The sequence below is a fragment of the Pseudomonas sp. GM78 genome (assembly GCF_000282475.1).
Classification (GTDB): Bacteria; Pseudomonadota; Gammaproteobacteria; order Pseudomonadales; family Pseudomonadaceae; genus Aquipseudomonas.
Map to the genome: position 1 here is coordinate 67473 of NZ_AKJF01000198.1, position 17049 is coordinate 84521.

General features: G+C 56.8%; 16 protein-coding genes. 1 reads left to right on the plus strand and 15 read right to left on the minus strand.

Annotated elements, in window-relative coordinates:
* Positions 1-73: 73 nt before the first annotated feature.
* The 3 genes from PMI35_RS05375 to PMI35_RS05365 form a co-directional block, all read right to left on the minus strand.
* The gene (locus PMI35_RS05375) at positions 74-2104 is read right to left on the minus strand and encodes a 2Fe-2S iron-sulfur cluster-binding protein (RefSeq protein ID WP_008064580.1); all 2031 of its coding nucleotides are present in this window, start codon (positions 2102-2104) and stop codon (positions 74-76) included.
* Between the two features lie 64 nt (positions 2105-2168).
* On the minus strand, positions 2169-2795 hold the full coding sequence (locus PMI35_RS05370; protein WP_008064582.1) for a glutathione S-transferase family protein: 627 nt from the start codon (positions 2793-2795) through the stop codon (positions 2169-2171).
* A 130-nt stretch (positions 2796-2925) separates the two neighbouring features.
* Complete coding sequence (locus tag PMI35_RS05365) at positions 2926-3828, minus strand: LysR family transcriptional regulator (protein WP_008064584.1); 903 nt, start codon at positions 3826-3828, stop codon at positions 2926-2928.
* Positions 3829-4143: 315 nt separating this feature from the next.
* Between PMI35_RS05365 and PMI35_RS05360 the strand changes: the two genes are divergently transcribed.
* Positions 4144-5460 carry an MFS transporter gene (locus tag PMI35_RS05360; RefSeq protein WP_008064585.1) on the plus strand — a complete coding sequence of 439 codons (1317 nt, stop codon included), beginning with the start codon at positions 4144-4146 and terminating at the stop codon, positions 5458-5460.
* A 103-nt stretch (positions 5461-5563) separates the two neighbouring features.
* Here the strand turns inward: PMI35_RS05360 and glmS are convergent, their stop codons facing one another.
* The 12 genes from glmS to PMI35_RS05300 form a co-directional block, all read right to left on the minus strand.
* The gene (gene glmS / locus PMI35_RS05355; RefSeq protein WP_008064587.1) at positions 5564-7396 is read right to left on the minus strand and encodes a glutamine--fructose-6-phosphate transaminase (isomerizing); all 1833 of its coding nucleotides are present in this window, start codon (positions 7394-7396) and stop codon (positions 5564-5566) included.
* A gap of 1 nt (position 7397) precedes the next feature.
* Complete coding sequence (locus PMI35_RS05350) at positions 7398-8177, minus strand: DeoR family transcriptional regulator (protein WP_177325084.1); 780 nt, start codon at positions 8175-8177, stop codon at positions 7398-7400.
* 199 nt (positions 8178-8376) lie between these two features.
* Positions 8377-9744 (minus strand): bifunctional UDP-N-acetylglucosamine diphosphorylase/glucosamine-1-phosphate N-acetyltransferase GlmU, encoded by a 1368-nt coding sequence (glmU, locus tag PMI35_RS05345; protein WP_032832021.1) that lies wholly within the window; start codon positions 9742-9744, stop codon positions 8377-8379.
* Positions 9745-9858: 114 nt separating this feature from the next.
* Entirely contained in the window at positions 9859-10284 is a 426-nt protein-coding gene (locus PMI35_RS05340) for a F0F1 ATP synthase subunit epsilon (RefSeq protein WP_007969909.1), read from the minus strand.
* Positions 10285-10329: 45 nt separating this feature from the next.
* Positions 10330-11709, minus strand: coding sequence for a F0F1 ATP synthase subunit beta (gene atpD, locus PMI35_RS05335; RefSeq protein WP_008064593.1), 1380 nt, complete (start codon positions 11707-11709; stop codon positions 10330-10332).
* Positions 11710-11736: 27 nt separating this feature from the next.
* A complete protein-coding gene (gene atpG, locus PMI35_RS05330) occupies positions 11737-12597 on the minus strand; it encodes a F0F1 ATP synthase subunit gamma (RefSeq protein ID WP_008064595.1) in 861 nt (286 codons plus the stop codon).
* Between the two features lie 50 nt (positions 12598-12647).
* Positions 12648-14192, minus strand: coding sequence for a F0F1 ATP synthase subunit alpha (gene atpA, locus PMI35_RS05325; protein ID WP_008064597.1), 1545 nt, complete (start codon positions 14190-14192; stop codon positions 12648-12650).
* A gap of 21 nt (positions 14193-14213) precedes the next feature.
* Positions 14214-14750, minus strand: a complete 537-nt coding sequence (locus PMI35_RS05320) for a F0F1 ATP synthase subunit delta (protein ID WP_008064599.1) — start codon at positions 14748-14750, stop codon at positions 14214-14216.
* Between the two features lie 12 nt (positions 14751-14762).
* Complete coding sequence (locus tag PMI35_RS05315; protein WP_008064601.1) at positions 14763-15233, minus strand: F0F1 ATP synthase subunit B; 471 nt, start codon at positions 15231-15233, stop codon at positions 14763-14765.
* Positions 15234-15291: 58 nt separating this feature from the next.
* A complete protein-coding gene (gene atpE / locus PMI35_RS05310) occupies positions 15292-15549 on the minus strand; it encodes a F0F1 ATP synthase subunit C (RefSeq protein ID WP_003097235.1) in 258 nt (85 codons plus the stop codon).
* A 134-nt stretch (positions 15550-15683) separates the two neighbouring features.
* On the minus strand, positions 15684-16553 hold the full coding sequence (gene atpB, locus PMI35_RS05305) for a F0F1 ATP synthase subunit A (protein ID WP_008064603.1): 870 nt from the start codon (positions 16551-16553) through the stop codon (positions 15684-15686).
* 16 nt (positions 16554-16569) lie between these two features.
* Positions 16570-16977 (minus strand): F0F1 ATP synthase subunit I, encoded by a 408-nt coding sequence (locus PMI35_RS05300; protein WP_008064605.1) that lies wholly within the window; start codon positions 16975-16977, stop codon positions 16570-16572.
* Positions 16978-17049 lie beyond the last annotated feature (72 nt).

The following is a 17049-nucleotide window of genomic DNA, read 5'->3' on the forward strand; positions in this document are numbered from 1 at the left end:
CTCGGCCCTTTTGCGTATGACTCCTACCCTACTCAGCCATCGACCAATGGGCAATGGCTCCTGCGATGATCCCTCAGAGGTCCAGGACCAAAGGCTGAGCGCCTTGAGCCGGTACTGCGCAACAAATCAGCACCTGACCTTCATCCGGTACCTCCGCGGGCGGCTGGGGATAATTGACCTGGCCGCTGATCAGCCGGGTCTTGCAGGTGCCGCAAGAGCCGCCACGGCAACTGAATTCCGGGTGCAATCCACGGCTTTCCGCCAGCTCCAATAGAGTACCGCCGTCCGGTTGCCAGCGAGCCTCCTTGGCTGAGCGCTGGAACACCACCGGCACCGAGGTGGTAGCCGCTGGCGGTTGTTCGATGATTACGGCGTCGGGGTCCGGCCGACGGCGCAGCGTCGAGGGACCGAAGGTTTCAGCATGAATCCGCGCGTCGCGAATATCCAGTTCGCGCAAGGCGTCGTACAACGCCTGGGTAAAACTGCCGGGACCGCAGAGTACAAAATCCAGCTGATCGTAGTCCTCCACCTCAAGCAGTTCCGAGAGCCGAGCGACATCGATTCGCCCGGTCAAATCGAAGTCCTCGCCTTCCAGAGCCTCCGGCTCAGGTTGACTGAGCAGGCGCACCACCCTGACCGCGTCGCCGGCACGCTCGAGCAACCTGTCCACTTCTGGACGAAACGGCTGATCGGCCAACGAGCGCGAACTTTGGAAAAACCAGGTCGGACGGATGTGGCGAGTGCGCAACCCTTGATAGACCACCTCACGCAGCATCGACAACAGCGGCGTAATACCCACGCCAGCGGCCAACAACACCAGCGGCCGGCGCTCATGGGGCGCCACGGTGAAATGCCCCTGAGGTGCCCGAGCCTCCAATAGGTCACCGACGCGAACCTGTTCATGCAGGTGCGAAGACACCCGCCCATCACGCTTCACGCTGATACGGAAAAAGTCATCCGATGGTGCACTCGACAGGCTGTACGTGCGGATGTGAGTTTCACCATCAATGTTGAAGCGCAGCGGCAAATGCTGACCGGCCTGAAACAATGGCAACCCGGCGCCGTCGGCTGGCTCCATATAGATCGAGCGGATGTGCTGGCTTTCCGCTTCGATCCGCACCACCCGCAGCGGCCGCCATTGATCGCCCAAGGTCTTGGCTTGCAAGCGCGCTTTGGCCTGCTCCCAAGTCCCGGTCAGCAAACTGGTAGGCGAAACACCGTCAAAGCGCCAACGCAAACCGAGTGCAGCGGGGCGACGAACAACGTGTTCCACGTGGAACATCCACAAACGTTCGGCGCCTTGAAATGCCTCAACCTGCGAACCATCAAGAATAATTTCGGTGCGTCCGCTGAGGTGTAGCAGGTCACCGGAATTGAAATCGATAAACAGCAAACCAGCCTTTGGATTGATCAGCAGGTTGCCCAAGGTATTGAAAAACAGGTTGCCGGCAAAGTCCGGGATGGTCAGGCGATTCCCTTCCACCTGGACGAAACCCGCCTGGCCACCACGGTGGGAAACATCCACCGACCGTACGCCATCGACGTCCACGAAACTCGCGACAAAGAAGGTGTCCGCTTCGGCAATCATGCCTTTGGCCGCATCATCCAGTTCATTGAATTGCTGCGCGGGACGTGTTGCCGGATCCGCCAGGGGTACCGAACGGAACTGCCTCAATTGGATGTACTGCGGGCAGTTACCAAAGGACTGATCCACCGTGACTGCAAATTCGCTGGCGGACATTGCACCGATATGGCCATTGATTCGATTGCGACGCCGGGTATGCAGTTCAATGCCCAGCAACCCGATCGCGGCCCCCGCGCTCAACTGCGCGGGATCATCGGAAGCCGGCAAGCTGCTGAATTGCAACAATTCTGGTTCGGGTGAATGAGCGAAACCCGGTTCACCTTCAAGCACGCTGGCCCAAGGGCGACCGTCAGCATCCACTGCGCCGTACAACATGAACGGAAGCTGCTGATAAAAAGTGCGGTGTTGATCAGGCATCTGGTCGCGAATCACCCTGCGCCCGATTACGTCCATTCGCTCACTGACACCGATGTGAGCCTGCAACTCTTTTTCGCCAGCATGCCACGGTGAATGGTCCATTGCGGCTTCTCCCCTGCGCCATCGGCACAGCATGAAGGGCCCGACAAAGTCGGGCGAAAAAAAATCAGGCAGTTTTTTGCAGGCCGGCGACAGTGCGCGGCATACCGATGAAACCGGGCAAGGCTTCGACCCTTGCCAGCCAGGCGCGGATGTTGGCGTAGTCATCCAGCGACACATTGCCTTCCGGTGCATGGGCGATGTAGCTGTAGGCAGCCACGTCGGCGATGGTCGGTTCGCTGCCAGCCAGGAAAGCTGTGTTGGCCAGTTCCGTATCGATCACCTTAAGCACGCTATGGGCGTAAGGAATTACTTCATCAGGATTGTATGGCGCACCGAAAACTGTGATCAGCCTGGCCCGGGCAGGGCCAAAGGCGATTGGCCCGGCAGCGGCCGACAACCAGCGCTGCACTTTAGCGGCACCGACCGGATCGGCAGGCAGCCAGCGACCGTTCCCGTATTTTTGCGCCAGATAGATCAGGATCGCATTGGAATCCGCCAGCACAACACCTTGATCGTCCAGCACCGGCACCTGGCCAAAAGCGTTGAGGGCCAGAAACTCCGGCTTTTTATGCTCGCCCTTGGCCAGGTCGACGAAGATCAGCTCGGTCGGCAGTTGCAGCAGCGAAAGCATCAGTTCCACACGATGCGCGTGGCCGGAACGTGGGAAGTTGTAGAGTTTGATGGCTTGCATGGTCGACTCCGCAGGTCAGTGGCGCTAATCGGGAGAGATCAGCACCGATGGCAGCCATCTTCTACCACTCACCAAAACAACAGAATAACCAGCAAACGCAATCAATTATTTCACCCAGTGAAACAAACCATCAGTCCTGCAAAGCCGGATGTTCGCGCAGTGCCTTCACCACAAAATCGACAAAACTGCGAACGCGCGCCGCAGCTTTGTGCCCGCCTTGATAGAGCACATGGATCGGCAGTGGCGGCATTTCAAAATCCGCCAAAACGATCTCCAACTCCCCTGCCGCCACTTTGCTCGCCGACTGATAGGAAAGAACCCGGGTGAAGCCCAGTCCAAGTGCAGCGGCGGTGATCGCTGCCTGATTCGCCGTCACCGTCAGACGCGGTTCTGCCCGCACACTCAGTGGCTCGCCACGCTCGAGGAAGGGCCAGTGCTTCAACTGTCCAATGGCGGACGTCGCGATAATCGGCGCCTGAGCCAGCTCTTGCGGATGTTTTGGTCGACCATGGATAGCCAGGAACTGCGGCGATGCACAGATCACCCGCCGCACTTCTCCCACCCGAATCGCATGCTGGTTGCTATCAGGCAGCTCACCGATGCGGATGGCCACATCGACCCCCTCCTCGACGACACTCACCACCCGGTCCACAAGCAGCGCATTGATCGTCACGTCGGGAAATTGCGTGAGAAAGCTCACCATCAGCGGAGTGACGAACAACTCTCCGAACAAAACCGGCGCCGTGATCGTCAGCTGCCCACGGGGCTGGGCGTGGCTGCCTGCCGCTGAATCCTCAGCTTCCTGCAGTTCAGCCAGAATTCTCCGACAGTCCTCCAGATAACGCTGCCCCGCCTCGCTCAGATACACACTGCGCGTAGTGCGCGTGAGCAACTGCGTGCCAATGCGCTTCTCCAGCGCCGCCACCGCCCGGGTGACGCTGGCGGCAGACAAACCCAAACGCCGAGCCGCCGCCGAAAAGCCCTGGTCCTGGGCGACGGCGGCGAAGACCTGCATTTCCTGGAAGCGGTCCATGGGTGTGTCCTCGATTCAGATAAAAAATCGCAACTAAAAAGGCTGCGATTTTTTAAGGTTCGATCAGCTGTGGGTTACTTATTCCACAGTCATGGCTATATAGTCCAGTTACTGTAAGAAAATCCTAAAACTTATGTAAGTCGCATCCGTAAATATAAAATAAAACCTTGTGGCGCTTAAATTGTTAGTGGCATAACTCTATAGTCTTGAAGGTGAAATAGAGCGATATCTAGCGATTTACTCAGAAACATCACAAGTCGTGTATTTAACGCCCCCTGAATACGCAGTCACCCTATCCGTACAAAAGGAATGTCAATGTCTGCCCATTTTTCAGGTAATACATGGGGCTTTACCGGCACCGACCGACACCTGATAAAAGTGCAATTCAGCTTTTTGCTGATGGTTCTCGGGGGACGTTGCAATCAGTTGGCCGTGGCCTGGTGGGCCTTGGAGGAAACAGGCTCTGCGCTCTATTTTGCCAACATGATCGCTTTTTCCATCGCGACGGAGGTGTTAGCCAAACCCTTGCTGGGATGGCTAGGAGACAAATACAACAAAATCCTGATCATCAAGCTGGCCTCATCGATCAGCTTGCTGACAGCGCTTTTGATGGTGATGTTGTCCGCTATGGGATCGTTTAACCCCTGGATGGTAGGCGCGCTAATGATGATGAGCAGTGCGATTGTCGGCGTGCGCGACCCTCTCCAGGCGTCGATCATTCCTTTGTTTGCAAATGACGATAAAGTTTCCCTCGCCTTTCGCTCCAAAAGCGTGATGTCGTCCTTTTCCATTCTGCTCGGGCCGGCACTGGCCAGTGGGTTGATTTACGGATTCGGTACGACCTTCACCTTCGCCGCCGATTTTATTTCGATTCTTGTTGCCGGAGCACTGATCGCGACCATACCGAATCACATCGGTGCCACCGATCGAGGCGAAAAAGCCTCGGGTGCCAGCGGATTCAGAATGATCTATTCCGGATTCAAAGTTATCCATGGAGTGAAAGTCGAATTTTATCTGGCGATCATTGCAATGTTGATCAACTTTGCCCTGTTTCCGTTCTTCACCATTCTGATCCCACTTTACGTAAAGAATGTCATCCAGCTCCCGGTCACTTACATCGGTCTTCTGGATTCTTGCTTCGGGATAGGCATTCTGGCGGGTAGCTACAAAATCATCGGCTGGCTAACTGACCATTTCCCCCGCGACATCTGCGTGTCTGCCGGCTTTGCATTATTGGGATGCAATCTGGTGGTGGTTGGCAGCGTTTCATCGTCTTTAATCGTACCTGCCGCCTTTTTCTGCGGCGGTGTCGGCTTGATGTTGATCAACATCCCAACTTCAGCTGTGAGGTTGTTGGCGACGCCAAATCTCTACCGCAACCGGATGTTTGCCACCGTTTCATTTCTGTCTGCGGGGGCCAGTCCCTTGGGCAGTTTCGCGATGAACCCCCTGATTGCCTGCTTAGGGGTAACAATGACTACCACGCTTCTGGGTGTCATGGTGCTGCTGTTGTCTTTACTGGTCTTCCTGGTCCCTGACTTTAGAACTTTTATGCGTTCTCAAGATACGCAGCTGAACGATGCCTACCTCGACATATATCCTAAAGCGTTTGCATCCACGGCGACAAAATAGCTTATCTATAAAAAAGGGGGGTGACACCAAAGTGTCACCCCCATTCGTTTAGCCAATGCTCTGAATACTTTCCAAAGCATCAACTCGATCAGCTGTGGATAACTTATTCCACAGTCACCGATTTCGCCAGGTTGCGTGGCTGGTCTACGTCGGTGCCTTTCAGCACAGCCACGTAGTACGACAGCAACTGCAGCGGGATGGTGTAGAGGATTGGCGACAGAATGTCGTGGATGTGCGGCATGTGCACAACGTGCGTGCCTTCACCATTGGTCATGCCGGCCTTCTCGTCAGCGAAAACGATCAGCTGGCCACCCCGGGCGCGGACTTCCTGGAGGTTGGACTTGAGCTTCTCCAGCAGTTCGTTGTTTGGCGCCACGGTGACCACTGGCATGTCGTTATCCACAAGCGCCAACGGACCATGTTTCAACTCGCCAGCCGGGTAGGCTTCGGCGTGGATGTAGGAAATTTCCTTGAGCTTGAGGGCCCCTTCCATCGCGACCGGGAATTGCGCGCCGCGTCCCAGGAACAGGGTGTGATTCTTCTCGGCGAACAGCTCAGCGATTTTCTCCACGGTGCTGTCCATGGCCAGCGCTTCACCCAGACGGGTTGGCAAGCGGCGTAGTTCTTCGACCAGCGTGGCTTCAACGCCATTGGCCAACGAGCCATGGACCTGGCCGAGGGACAGGGTCAGCAACAGCAGACCGACCAATTGCGTGGTGAACGCTTTGGTAGATGCGACGCCGATTTCACGACCGGCCTGGGTCAGCAGGGTCAGGTCGGATTCACGCACCAGCGAGCTGATGCCGACGTTGCAGATGGCCAGGCTGGCGAGGAAACCCAGTTCCTTGGCATTGCGCAGCGCAGCCAGGGTGTCGGCGGTTTCGCCGGACTGGGAGATGGTCACGAACAGGGTGTTGGGTTGTACCACGACCTTGCGGTAGCGGAATTCGCTGGCGACTTCCACTTGGCACGGGATACCGGCCAACTCTTCGAGCCAGTAACGGGCAACCATGCCGGCGTGATAGCTGGTACCGCAGGCGACGATCTGCACGTTGCGCACTTTGGCGAACAGCTCGGCGGCCTGTGGGCCGAAAGCCTGTACCAGCACGCCGTTCGGGCTCAAACGACCTTCCAGGGTGCGCTGCACCACGGATGGTTGCTCGTGGATTTCCTTGAGCATGAAATGGCGGAACTCGCCTTTTTCAGCCGCTTCGGCACCATCGCGATACTGCACGGTCTCGCGCTCGACAGGCTTGCCGCTGACATCCCAGATCTGCACGCTGTCGCGGCGAATTTGAGCGATATCGCCCTCTTCCAGGTACATGAAACGGTCAGTCACCTGACGCAGCGCCAATTGGTCGGACGCCAGGAAGTTCTCACCCAGGCCCAGGCCGATCACCAGCGGGCTGCCACTGCGGGCTGCTACCAGGCGATCCGGTTGCTTCGCGCTGATCACTGCCAGGCCATAAGCACCGTGCAGTTCCTTCACCGTTGCCTTGAGGGCTTCGGCCAGGTCAGCGATATCCTTTAGTTTGTGATTCAGCAGGTGGGCGATGACTTCAGTGTCAGTGTCCGAGGTGAAGACGTAACCTAAAGCCTTGAGTTGTTCACGCAGGGCTTCATGGTTTTCGATGATGCCGTTGTGCACCACGGCCAGATCGCCAGAGAAATGCGGATGCGCGTTGCGCTCGCACGGTGCACCGTGAGTTGCCCAGCGAGTGTGGGCAATACCCAATCGGCCAACCAGCGGTTCTTCGGCCAAGGCCTGCTCAAGTTCGCTGACCTTGCCCGGGCGACGCGCGCGCTCAAGCTTCTGATCGTTGGTGTACACCGCCACGCCCGCGCTGTCGTAACCACGGTATTCCAGGCGTTTGAGGCCCTCGACAAGGATGGCGGTGATGTTACGTTCTGCAACTGCGCCGACAATTCCACACATGTTATTTCTCCTGACTGACAGCCACGCAAATCAAAGTGATACCGCGGGCTTGTATCTGATCCCGCGCTTCGAGCGACAGGCGATCATCGGTAATGAGGGTATGGACGCTGCTCCAGGGCAGTTCCAGGTTGGGAATCTTGCGGCCGATCTTGTCGGCCTCCACCATCACGACCACTTCGCGGGCGACTTCGGCCATGACCCGGCTGAGTCCCAGCAATTCGTTGAAGGTGGTTGTACCGCGGACCAGATCAATACCATCGGCACCGATGAACAATTGATCGAAGTCGTAGGAGCGTAGAACCTGTTCGGCGACCTGCCCCTGAAAGGACTCGGAATGCGGGTCCCAGGTGCCGCCGGTCATCAACAGCACCGGCTCATGTTCAAGTTCGCTCAGGGCGTTGGCGACGTGCAGGGAGTTGGTCATCACCACCAGGCCCGGTTGCTGGCCCAATTCCGGAATCATCGATGCGGTCGTGCTGCCGCTGTCTATGATGATGCGTGCATGTTCGCGAATCCGCGCGACGGCTGCGCGGGCGATGGCCTGCTTGTACCTGGAGATCGGTTGACTCAGGTCAGCCACAAGTTCTTGAGGCAAGGTGATCGCACCGCCATAACGACGCAGCAACAGACCGTTGCTCTCAAGAGCTGCCAAGTCCTTGCGGATCGTAACTTCTGAGGTTTCGAAACGCTTGGCCAACTCATCCACACTCACTTCGCCCTGCTCGTTAAGCATGGCAAGGATGTTGTGACGTCGTTGAGGTGTGTTGCGCTTCGACATGATTTGGTAAGTTTCGATTCGAAAGATAACGAAAGCAATAAAACCCTATCAGTGAAACTTCGTCAAGCGCGGAGTGATCAAAAGCCCTGTGGATAAAAATATCAACAGCAAGCCTCCTGAGCCAAGCGAGACTTGCTGGTTAATATTATTGACAGGCTATACCCTGTGAATAACTACTATCAAGCATTGATGTGTGGATAACTTAGCTCTTCTTGAGCTTCTCTGGCCGCTTCCAACCGTCGATGTTCTTTTGTCGCGCACGGGCTACTGCCAACTGCGCTTTATCCACAGTGGAGGTAATAGTCGAACCAGCCGCCGTGGTGGCACCATCCAAGATATCCACAGGTGCCACCAACGAGTTGTTGGAACCGATGAACACATCGTCGCCCAGCACGGTTTTCCACTTGTTCGCGCCATCGTAGTTGCACGTAATGGTGCCGGCACCGATGTTGGTGCGCGCGCCCACTTCGGCATCGCCCAAATAAGTCAGGTGGCCAGCCTTGGCACCTTCGCCCAGGTGAGCATTTTTCAACTCGACGAAGTTACCCACATGCGCCCGCGCTTCGAGCACAGTGCCAGGACGCAAGCGCGCGAACGGACCGGCATCGCTGCCTTCACCAAGAATCGCCCCTTCGATATGACTGTTGGCCTTGATCACCACGCCTTTACGCAAGGTGCTGTCCTTGATCACGCAGTTCGGGCCGATGACCACGTCGTCTTCGATGACAACGTTGCCTTCGAGGATCACGTTGATATCAATCAGCACATCGCGACCCACACTGACCTCACCCCGAACATCGAAACGGGCCGGGTCACGCAGGGTCACGCCTTGGGCCATCAAGCGACGGCCGGCACGCAACTGATAATGACGCTCAAGATCGGAAAGCTGCTTACGGTCGTTGGCGCCCTGCACTTCCATGGCGTCGTGGGGTTGTTCGGTGGCTACCACCAGACCGTCACTGACTGCCATTTCAATCACGTCGGTCAGGTAGTACTCGCCCTGCGCGTTGTTGTTCGACAGGCGACCCGTCCAGTCGGCCAAGCGATCGGCCGGAACCGCGAGGATGCCGGTGTTGCCTTCCTTGATGGCGCGCTGGTTTTCGTTGGCATCCTTGTGCTCGACGATGGCAGAGACCTTGCCATCAGTGCCGCGAACAATGCGGCCGTAACCGGTTGCGTCATCCAGCTCGACGGTGAGCAGCCCCATCTGCCCAGGCACCACAACCTTGAGCAAACGCTGCAGGGTTTCGATTTCAATCAACGGCACATCACCGTAAAGCACCAGCACGGTGTCGGCCTTGATGAAGGGAACAGCCTGGGCCACGGCATGACCGGTACCCAGTTGTTTGTCCTGGAGGACAAAGTTGAGATCGTCAGCGGCCAGCCGCTCGCGCACCACATCGGCACCATGGCCAATCACCACGTGAATGCGCTGTGGATCAAGTTGTCGGGCGCTGTGGATAACATGGCCGAGCATCGAATTGCCGGCAATCGGGTGCAAGACTTTCGGCAGGGCCGAACGCATGCGGGTGCCCTGGCCAGCAGCGAGGATAACGATTTCAAGAGACATGACTGGCTACCAATCCTGGGTGGTCAGCGGCTGCGACCAACGTGATGAATTTCGGAAAAGAAAAAAGGGTAGCCGAGGCTACCCTTTTTAATCAATCACACAACAAGCGCTGCCTTAGTGGCCGAACTTCTTGCGGATCTGCTGGACGGTACGCAGCTGGGCTGCGGCCTCGGCCAGACGTGCGGCAGCGGAACCGTAATCGAATTCCGCGCCCCGCTCATGCAAGGCCTTCTCGGCAGCCTTGACGGCTTCCTGAGCGGAAGCTTCGTCCAGGTCGGCAGCACGTTGCACGGTGTCGGCAAGAACCTTGACCATGTTCGGCTGAACCTCGAGGAAACCACCGGAGATGTAATACACCTCCTCTTCCCCGCCCTGCTTGACCAGGCGGATCGGACCTGGCTTCAGATTAGTGATCAGCGGCGCGTGACCCAGGGCGATACCAAGATCACCCAGTGCACCGTGCGCAATCACCATCTCGACCAGACCGGAAAAGATTTCCCCTTCCGCGCTGACGATATCGCAATGGACTGTCATAGCCATCTGATTGCCTCAACCTAAATTAGCGCCCGTTACCGGGCGCCGGGATTACAGTTTCTTGGCTTTCTCGATCGCTTCTTCGATGCCGCCAACCATGTAGAACGCTTGTTCTGGCAGGTGGTCGTAGTCACCGTTGAGGATGCCTTTGAAGCCAGCAATGGTGTCTTTCAGGGAAACGTATTTACCCGATGCACCGGTGAAGACTTCAGCCACGAAGAACGGCTGCGACAAGAAACGCTGGATCTTACGAGCACGGTTTACCAACTGCTTGTCGGCTTCCGACAGCTCGTCCATACCCAGGATCGCAATGATGTCCTTCAGTTCTTTGTAACGCTGCAGAACGTACTGAACGCCGCGAGCGGTGTCGTAGTGGTCCTGGCCGATAACGTTCGGGTCCAGCTGGCGCGAAGTCGAGTCCAGTGGGTCTACCGCTGGGTAGATACCCAGGGAAGCGATGTCACGGGACAGAACGACGGTGGCGTCCAAGTGGGCGAAGGTGGTCGCTGGCGACGGGTCGGTCAAGTCGTCCGCAGGTACGTATACCGCTTGGATCGAGGTGATCGAACCTTCCTTGGTCGAAGTGATACGTTCTTGCAGAACGCCCATCTCTTCAGCCAGGGTCGGCTGGTAACCTACTGCCGAAGGCATACGGCCCAGCAGTGCGGATACTTCAGTACCGGCCAGGGTGTAACGATAGATGTTGTCGACGAACAACAGAACGTCGTTACCTTCGTCACGGAACTTCTCGGCCATGGTCAGGCCGGTCAGTGCTACGCGCAGACGGTTACCCGGCGGCTCGTTCATCTGACCGTAAACCAGTGCCACTTTGTCCAGAACGTTGGAATCCTTCATCTCGTGGTAGAAGTCGTTACCCTCACGAGTACGCTCACCAACACCTGCGAACACGGAATAACCGCTGTGCTCGATGGCAATGTTACGGATCAGTTCCATCATGTTTACGGTTTTGCCTACACCGGCACCACCGAACAGACCAACTTTACCACCCTTGGCGAACGGGCAAACCAGGTCGATAACCTTGATGCCGGTTTCCAGCAGGTCGTTGCCGCCTGCCTGTTCAGCGAACGAAGGCGCTGCACGGTGGATACCCCAACGCTCGTCGGTGGCGATTGGGCCAGCTTCGTCGATCGGGTTGCCCAGTACGTCCATGATCCGGCCCAGGGTCGCTTTACCGACCGGTACGGAGATGGCTGCGCCAGAGTCGGTCACTTCCAGACCGCGCTTCAAGCCCTCGGTGGAACCCATCGCAATGGTGCGAACCACGCCGTCGCCCAGCTGCTGCTGAACTTCCAGGGTGGTTGCGGCCGCGCTTTGAACTGTCAGCGCGTTGTAGATGCTCGGTACGCTGTCGCGTGGAAATTCCACGTCGATAACGGCGCCGATGATTTGAACGATACGTCCGCTACTCATAGCTGGATCCTCTGAATATTTGAACCGTTAAACCGCGGCAGCGCCGCCGACGATTTCCGAGATCTCTTGGGTGATCGCAGCCTGACGCGCCTTGTTGTAGACCAGCTGCAAATCGCTGATCAAATCACCGGCGTTGTCGGTAGCGTTCTTCATCGCGATCATCCGCGCAGCTTGTTCAGCCGCGTTGTTCTCGACCACCGCCTGGTAGACCTGCGACTCAACGTAGCGGACCATCAAGCCGTCAAGCAGCTCTTTGGCATCCGGTTCGTAGAGATAGTCCCAGTGATGCTTGAGGTCTTGATCCGGGGTTGCCACCAGTGGAATCAATTGCTCCACGGTAGGCTGCTGCGTCATGGTGTTGATGAACTTGTTGGACACCACGGACAGGCGGTCAATACGGCCGTCCAGGTAGGCATCCAGCATCACTTTGACGCTACCGATCAAGTCGTTGATCGACGGCTCTTCACCCAGGTGGCTGATAGCTGCTACGACGTTACCGCCGAAGTTGCGGAAAAAGGCCGCACCCTTGCTACCCACTACACACAGATCAATCTCGACGCCTTTCTCGCGGTTTACCGCCATGTCCTTGACCAGGGCCTTGAACAGGTTGGTGTTCAAGCCACCGCACAGACCACGGTCACTGCTCACTACGACATAACCAACACGCTTGATTTCGCGGTCGATCATGAACGGGTGGCGGTATTCCGGGTTGGCGTTGGCCAGATGCCCAATAACCTGGCGGATGCGCTCCGCATAAGGACGGCTAGCAGCCATGCGCATTTGTGCCTTGCGCATTTTGCTGACCGCCACTTTTTCCATGGCGCTGGTAATTTTTTGCGTGCTTTTGATGCTCGCAATCTTACTGCGAATCTCTTTTGCGCCTGCCATGTAACACCTATCAGGTTAGCAAGCGGGAGCCTTGCGGCTCCCGCTGCGGCTTACCAGGTTTGGGTGGCCTTGAACTTCTCGATACCGGCTTTCATGCCAGCGTCGATATCGTCATTGAAGTCACCCTTCACGTTGATCTTCGCCATCAATTCGGCGTGATCGCGGTTGAAGTAAGCAATCAGCGCTTGTTCAAAGCTGCCGACCTTGGTGATTTCGACGTCAGTCAGGAACCCACGCTCAGCGGCATACAGCGACAACGCCATGTCAGCGATCGACATTGGGGCGTATTGCTTCTGCTTCATCAGCTCGGTAACGCGCTGACCATGCTCAAGTTGCTTACGGGTCGCTTCGTCCAGGTCAGAAGCGAACTGGGCGAATGCCGCCAGTTCACGGTACTGAGCCAGAGCGGTACGGATACCACCGGACAGCTTCTTGATGATCTTGGTCTGAGCGGCACCACCCACACGGGATACCGAAACACCGGCGTTCACTGCAGGGCGGATGCCCGAGTTGAACATGGCCGATTCCAGGAAGATCTGACCGTCGGTGATGGAAATCACGTTGGTCGGAACGAACGCGGAAACGTCGCCAGCCTGGGTTTCGATGATCGGCAGTGCGGTCAGGGAACCGGTTTTGCCGGTCACTGCGCCGTTGGTGAACTTCTCTACGTACTCTTCCGAAACGCGGGATGCGCGCTCCAGCAGACGGGAGTGGAGATAGAACACGTCGCCTGGGTAAGCTTCACGGCCTGGTGGACGGCGCAGCAGCAGGGAAATCTGGCGGTAAGCCACTGCTTGCTTGGACAGATCGTCATAAACGATCAGCGCGTCTTCACCGCGGTCGCGGAAGAATTCACCCATGGTGCAACCGGAGTACGGTGCCAGGAATTGCAGCGCAGGAGATTCCGAAGCACTGGCAGCCACGATGATCGTGTTGGCCAGGGCGCCGTTTTCTTCCAGCTTGCGAACCACGTTGGCGATGGTCGATTGTTTCTGACCAATGGCTACGTAGACGCAGAAAATGCCGCTGTTCTTCTGGTTGATGATCGCGTCGATCGCCAGAGCGGTTTTACCGATCTGACGGTCACCGATGATCAGCTCACGCTGGCCACGGCCGACAGGGATCATGGCATCGACAGCCTTGTAGCCAGTCTGTACAGGCTGGTCTACCGACTTACGCCAGATCACGCCTGGAGCAACTTTCTCGACCGCGTCGGTCTCGGTGTTGCCCAGTGGACCTTTGCCGTCAACAGGGTTACCCAGTGCGTCGACTACGCGACCCAGCAGTTCCTTACCAACCGGAACTTCGAGGATGCGGCCGGTGCACTTGGCGCTCATGCCTTCAGCCAGAGACTGGTAAGCGCCCAGTACAACGGCACCTACGGAGTCTTGCTCCAGGTTGAGGGCCATACCGTAGACGCCGCCCGGAAACTCGATCATCTCGCCGTACATTACGTCGGCTAGACCGTGAATCCGCACGATACCGTCAGATACGCTGACGACAGTGCCTTCGTTACGGGCTTGGGAGGTCACATCGAGCTTGTCGATGCGGCCCTTGATAATTTCACTTATTTCGGAAGGATTGAGTTGCTGCATTGCTCTGCTGCCCCTTCAAACTCAAGATTTCAATGCTTCGGCAAGTTTCGCGATTTTGCCGCGAATCGAGCCATCGATAACCAGGTCGCCGGCGCGGATTACGACACCACCTATCAGGGCGGCATCCTCCGCAACTTGCAGGCGCACTTCCCGGTTGAGTCGTGCACTGAGAACCTTGGCGAGTTTGTCTTGCTGTTCTTGGTTCAATGCAAATGCACTGGTCACTTCAACGTCTACCGACTTCTCTTGCTCGGCCTTGTACAGGTCGAACAGAGCGGAGATCTCCGGCAACAGCGGGAGACGGTCGTTTTCGGCAACGACGTTGATGAAATTCTGTGCCTTGGCATCGAACTTGTCGCCGCACACGTCAATGAACGTGGCGGCCTTTTCTGCGCTCGTCAGTCGCGGGGCCTTGAGCACGCGCTGCAGGGTATCGTCTTGCGATACCGCTGCCGCCAGGCCGAGCATGGCTGACCAATTGGCCAGTTGCTGGTGGGCCTGAGCGTGCTCGAAGGCCGCCTTAGCGTAAGGTCGGGCCAACGTGGTCAGTTCTGCCATGATCGCCCTCGCTTAGATTTCAGCAGCCAGTTGGTTAACCAGCTCTGCGTGCGCGTTTTGATCGATTGTGGCACCCAGGATCTTCTCGGCGCCGCCGACTGCCAGCAAGCCCACTTGGGCACGCAGCGCGTCTTTGACACTGTTCAGTTCCTGTTCGATCTCGGCCTGAGCCTGAACCTTCACACGGTCAGCGTCGATACGGGCTTTTTCAACAGCCTCTTCAACAATCTGATTACCGCGTTTCTTGGCTTGCTCGATGATTTCAGCTGCCTGAGCTTTCGCTTCGCGCAGTTGCTGACCCGCTTTCTCTTGGGCCAACTCCAGGTCGCGAGCTGCACGGCTGGCAGCGTCCAGACCATCAGCGATCTTCTTTTGACGTTCATGCAATGCCGCAATGACCGGAGGCCATACGAACTTCATGCAGAACAGTACAAAAATCAGGAACGCAACGGACTGGCCAATCAGGGTCGCATTAATGTTCACGCCAACACCTCGCAGTTACGTTGTCCATCACACCAAATTACCCGGAAGATCCGAGTAATCAGCCAGCGATTTGACCAACGAACGGGTTCGCAAAGGTGAAGAACAGAGCGATACCAACACCGATCATGGTTACGGCGTCGAGCAGACCGGCAACGATGAACATTTTAACTTGCAGCATTGGAACCATTTCTGGCTGACGCGCTGCGCCTTCCAGGAACTTGCCGCCCAACAGGCCGAAACCAATTGCGGTACCCAGTGCGCCCAGGCCGATCAACAGTGCAACAGCGATAGCGGTTAGACCAACTACAGTTTCCATCTTTCCTCCCGACTTTTACGTCGTATGGTTTAGGTTTTTTTAATTTAAAGCGGTAAAACAAATCGTTTCAGATGCCCCGTGAGGAGCACCCTCCCGTTTGACCGGGAGGGACATCAGACTAGTCGAGACTGGTCTTAATGGTTTTCTTCGTGCGCCATCGACAGGTAAACGATGGTCAGCATCATGAAGATGAACGCCTGCAGGGTGATGATCAGGATGTGGAACACAGCCCACGCCCACTGCAGAACAACGCCCAGGCCACTAAGCCAGAGCAGGCCGCTGCCGAACATCACAGCGATCAGAATGAACACCAGCTCGCCGGCATACATGTTGCCGAACAGACGCAAAGCCAGGGAGATCGGCTTGGCGATCAGGGTCACGAATTCCAGCAGGAAGTTCACCGGGATCAGCAGGGCTTGAACGAAGATGTTCTTGCTGCCGAACGGGTGCAGGGTCAGTTCGCCGATGAAGCCGCCGAAGCCCTTGATCTTGATGCTGTAGAAGATGATCAGTGCGAAAACCGAGAACGCCATGCCCAGGGTCGCGTTCGGGTCGGTAGTCGACACGGCGCGGAACGGGATGTGTGCATCGCCGGAGATCAGGATGGCCAGCTGAGGAATCCAGTCGACCGGTACCAGGTCGACGGCGTTCATCAGGAACACCCAGACGAAGATGGTCAGTGCCAGCGGTGCAATCACCGGGCTACGGCCATGGAAGCTGTCTTTCACGCTGCCATCGACGAATTCGACCAATACTTCAACGAAGTTCTGCAAAGCACCTGGTTGACCGGAAGTCGCTTTCTTGGCCGCCATGCGGAAAAGAAGAACGAAGATCAGACCCAATGCGACCGACCAGCCGAGGGTATCGACGTGGAAAGCCCAGAAGCCCATTTCCTTGGCTTCTGCTGCGGTGTGGGCAAAGCCCCAGCCGCCGGTAGGGTGCTGACCGAAGGTCAGGTTCTGCAAGTGGTGCTGGATATAGCCCGAAGCGGTTGTTTCTGCCATGGTTGCCTCAAACGCCCTAAGGTCTCGAAAGTCTTGTTCTCATCAGCAGGGGAGCGAACCAGCTGACTGACTGAGTCAGCACGAAGACACCGAATACTGCAATCGGTGCCAGTGGCTTCACACCTGCGAACACCAGTGCAAACAGCACTGCCGTCAAAATCAGTTTGCCCGCCTCGCCGGCATAAAAAGACCGGACGATGGACTGGGCTGCTCGGGCGCCGGAAAACCGAAATGCCCTGTGAGCGAAATAAACATTGGGCAGCAAGGCTATCAGGCCTCCGCAAAGTCCCGAGTACCCGGCAACGACTCCATGCCATTGCCAGAGCGCCAAAGCAGCAATCAGCAAAACGACAAATTGAGCCATTAACACCGGAAAAACTGCCAGGCGATGGAAGGGCAAGCGGTTTGGCGTGCGGGTTTCCATCACTATTGCTCTCCAATGGTCGGCTGCCAGAATTCAATAACTTGGCATAATTTGTGCCGACAAAATGCGCGC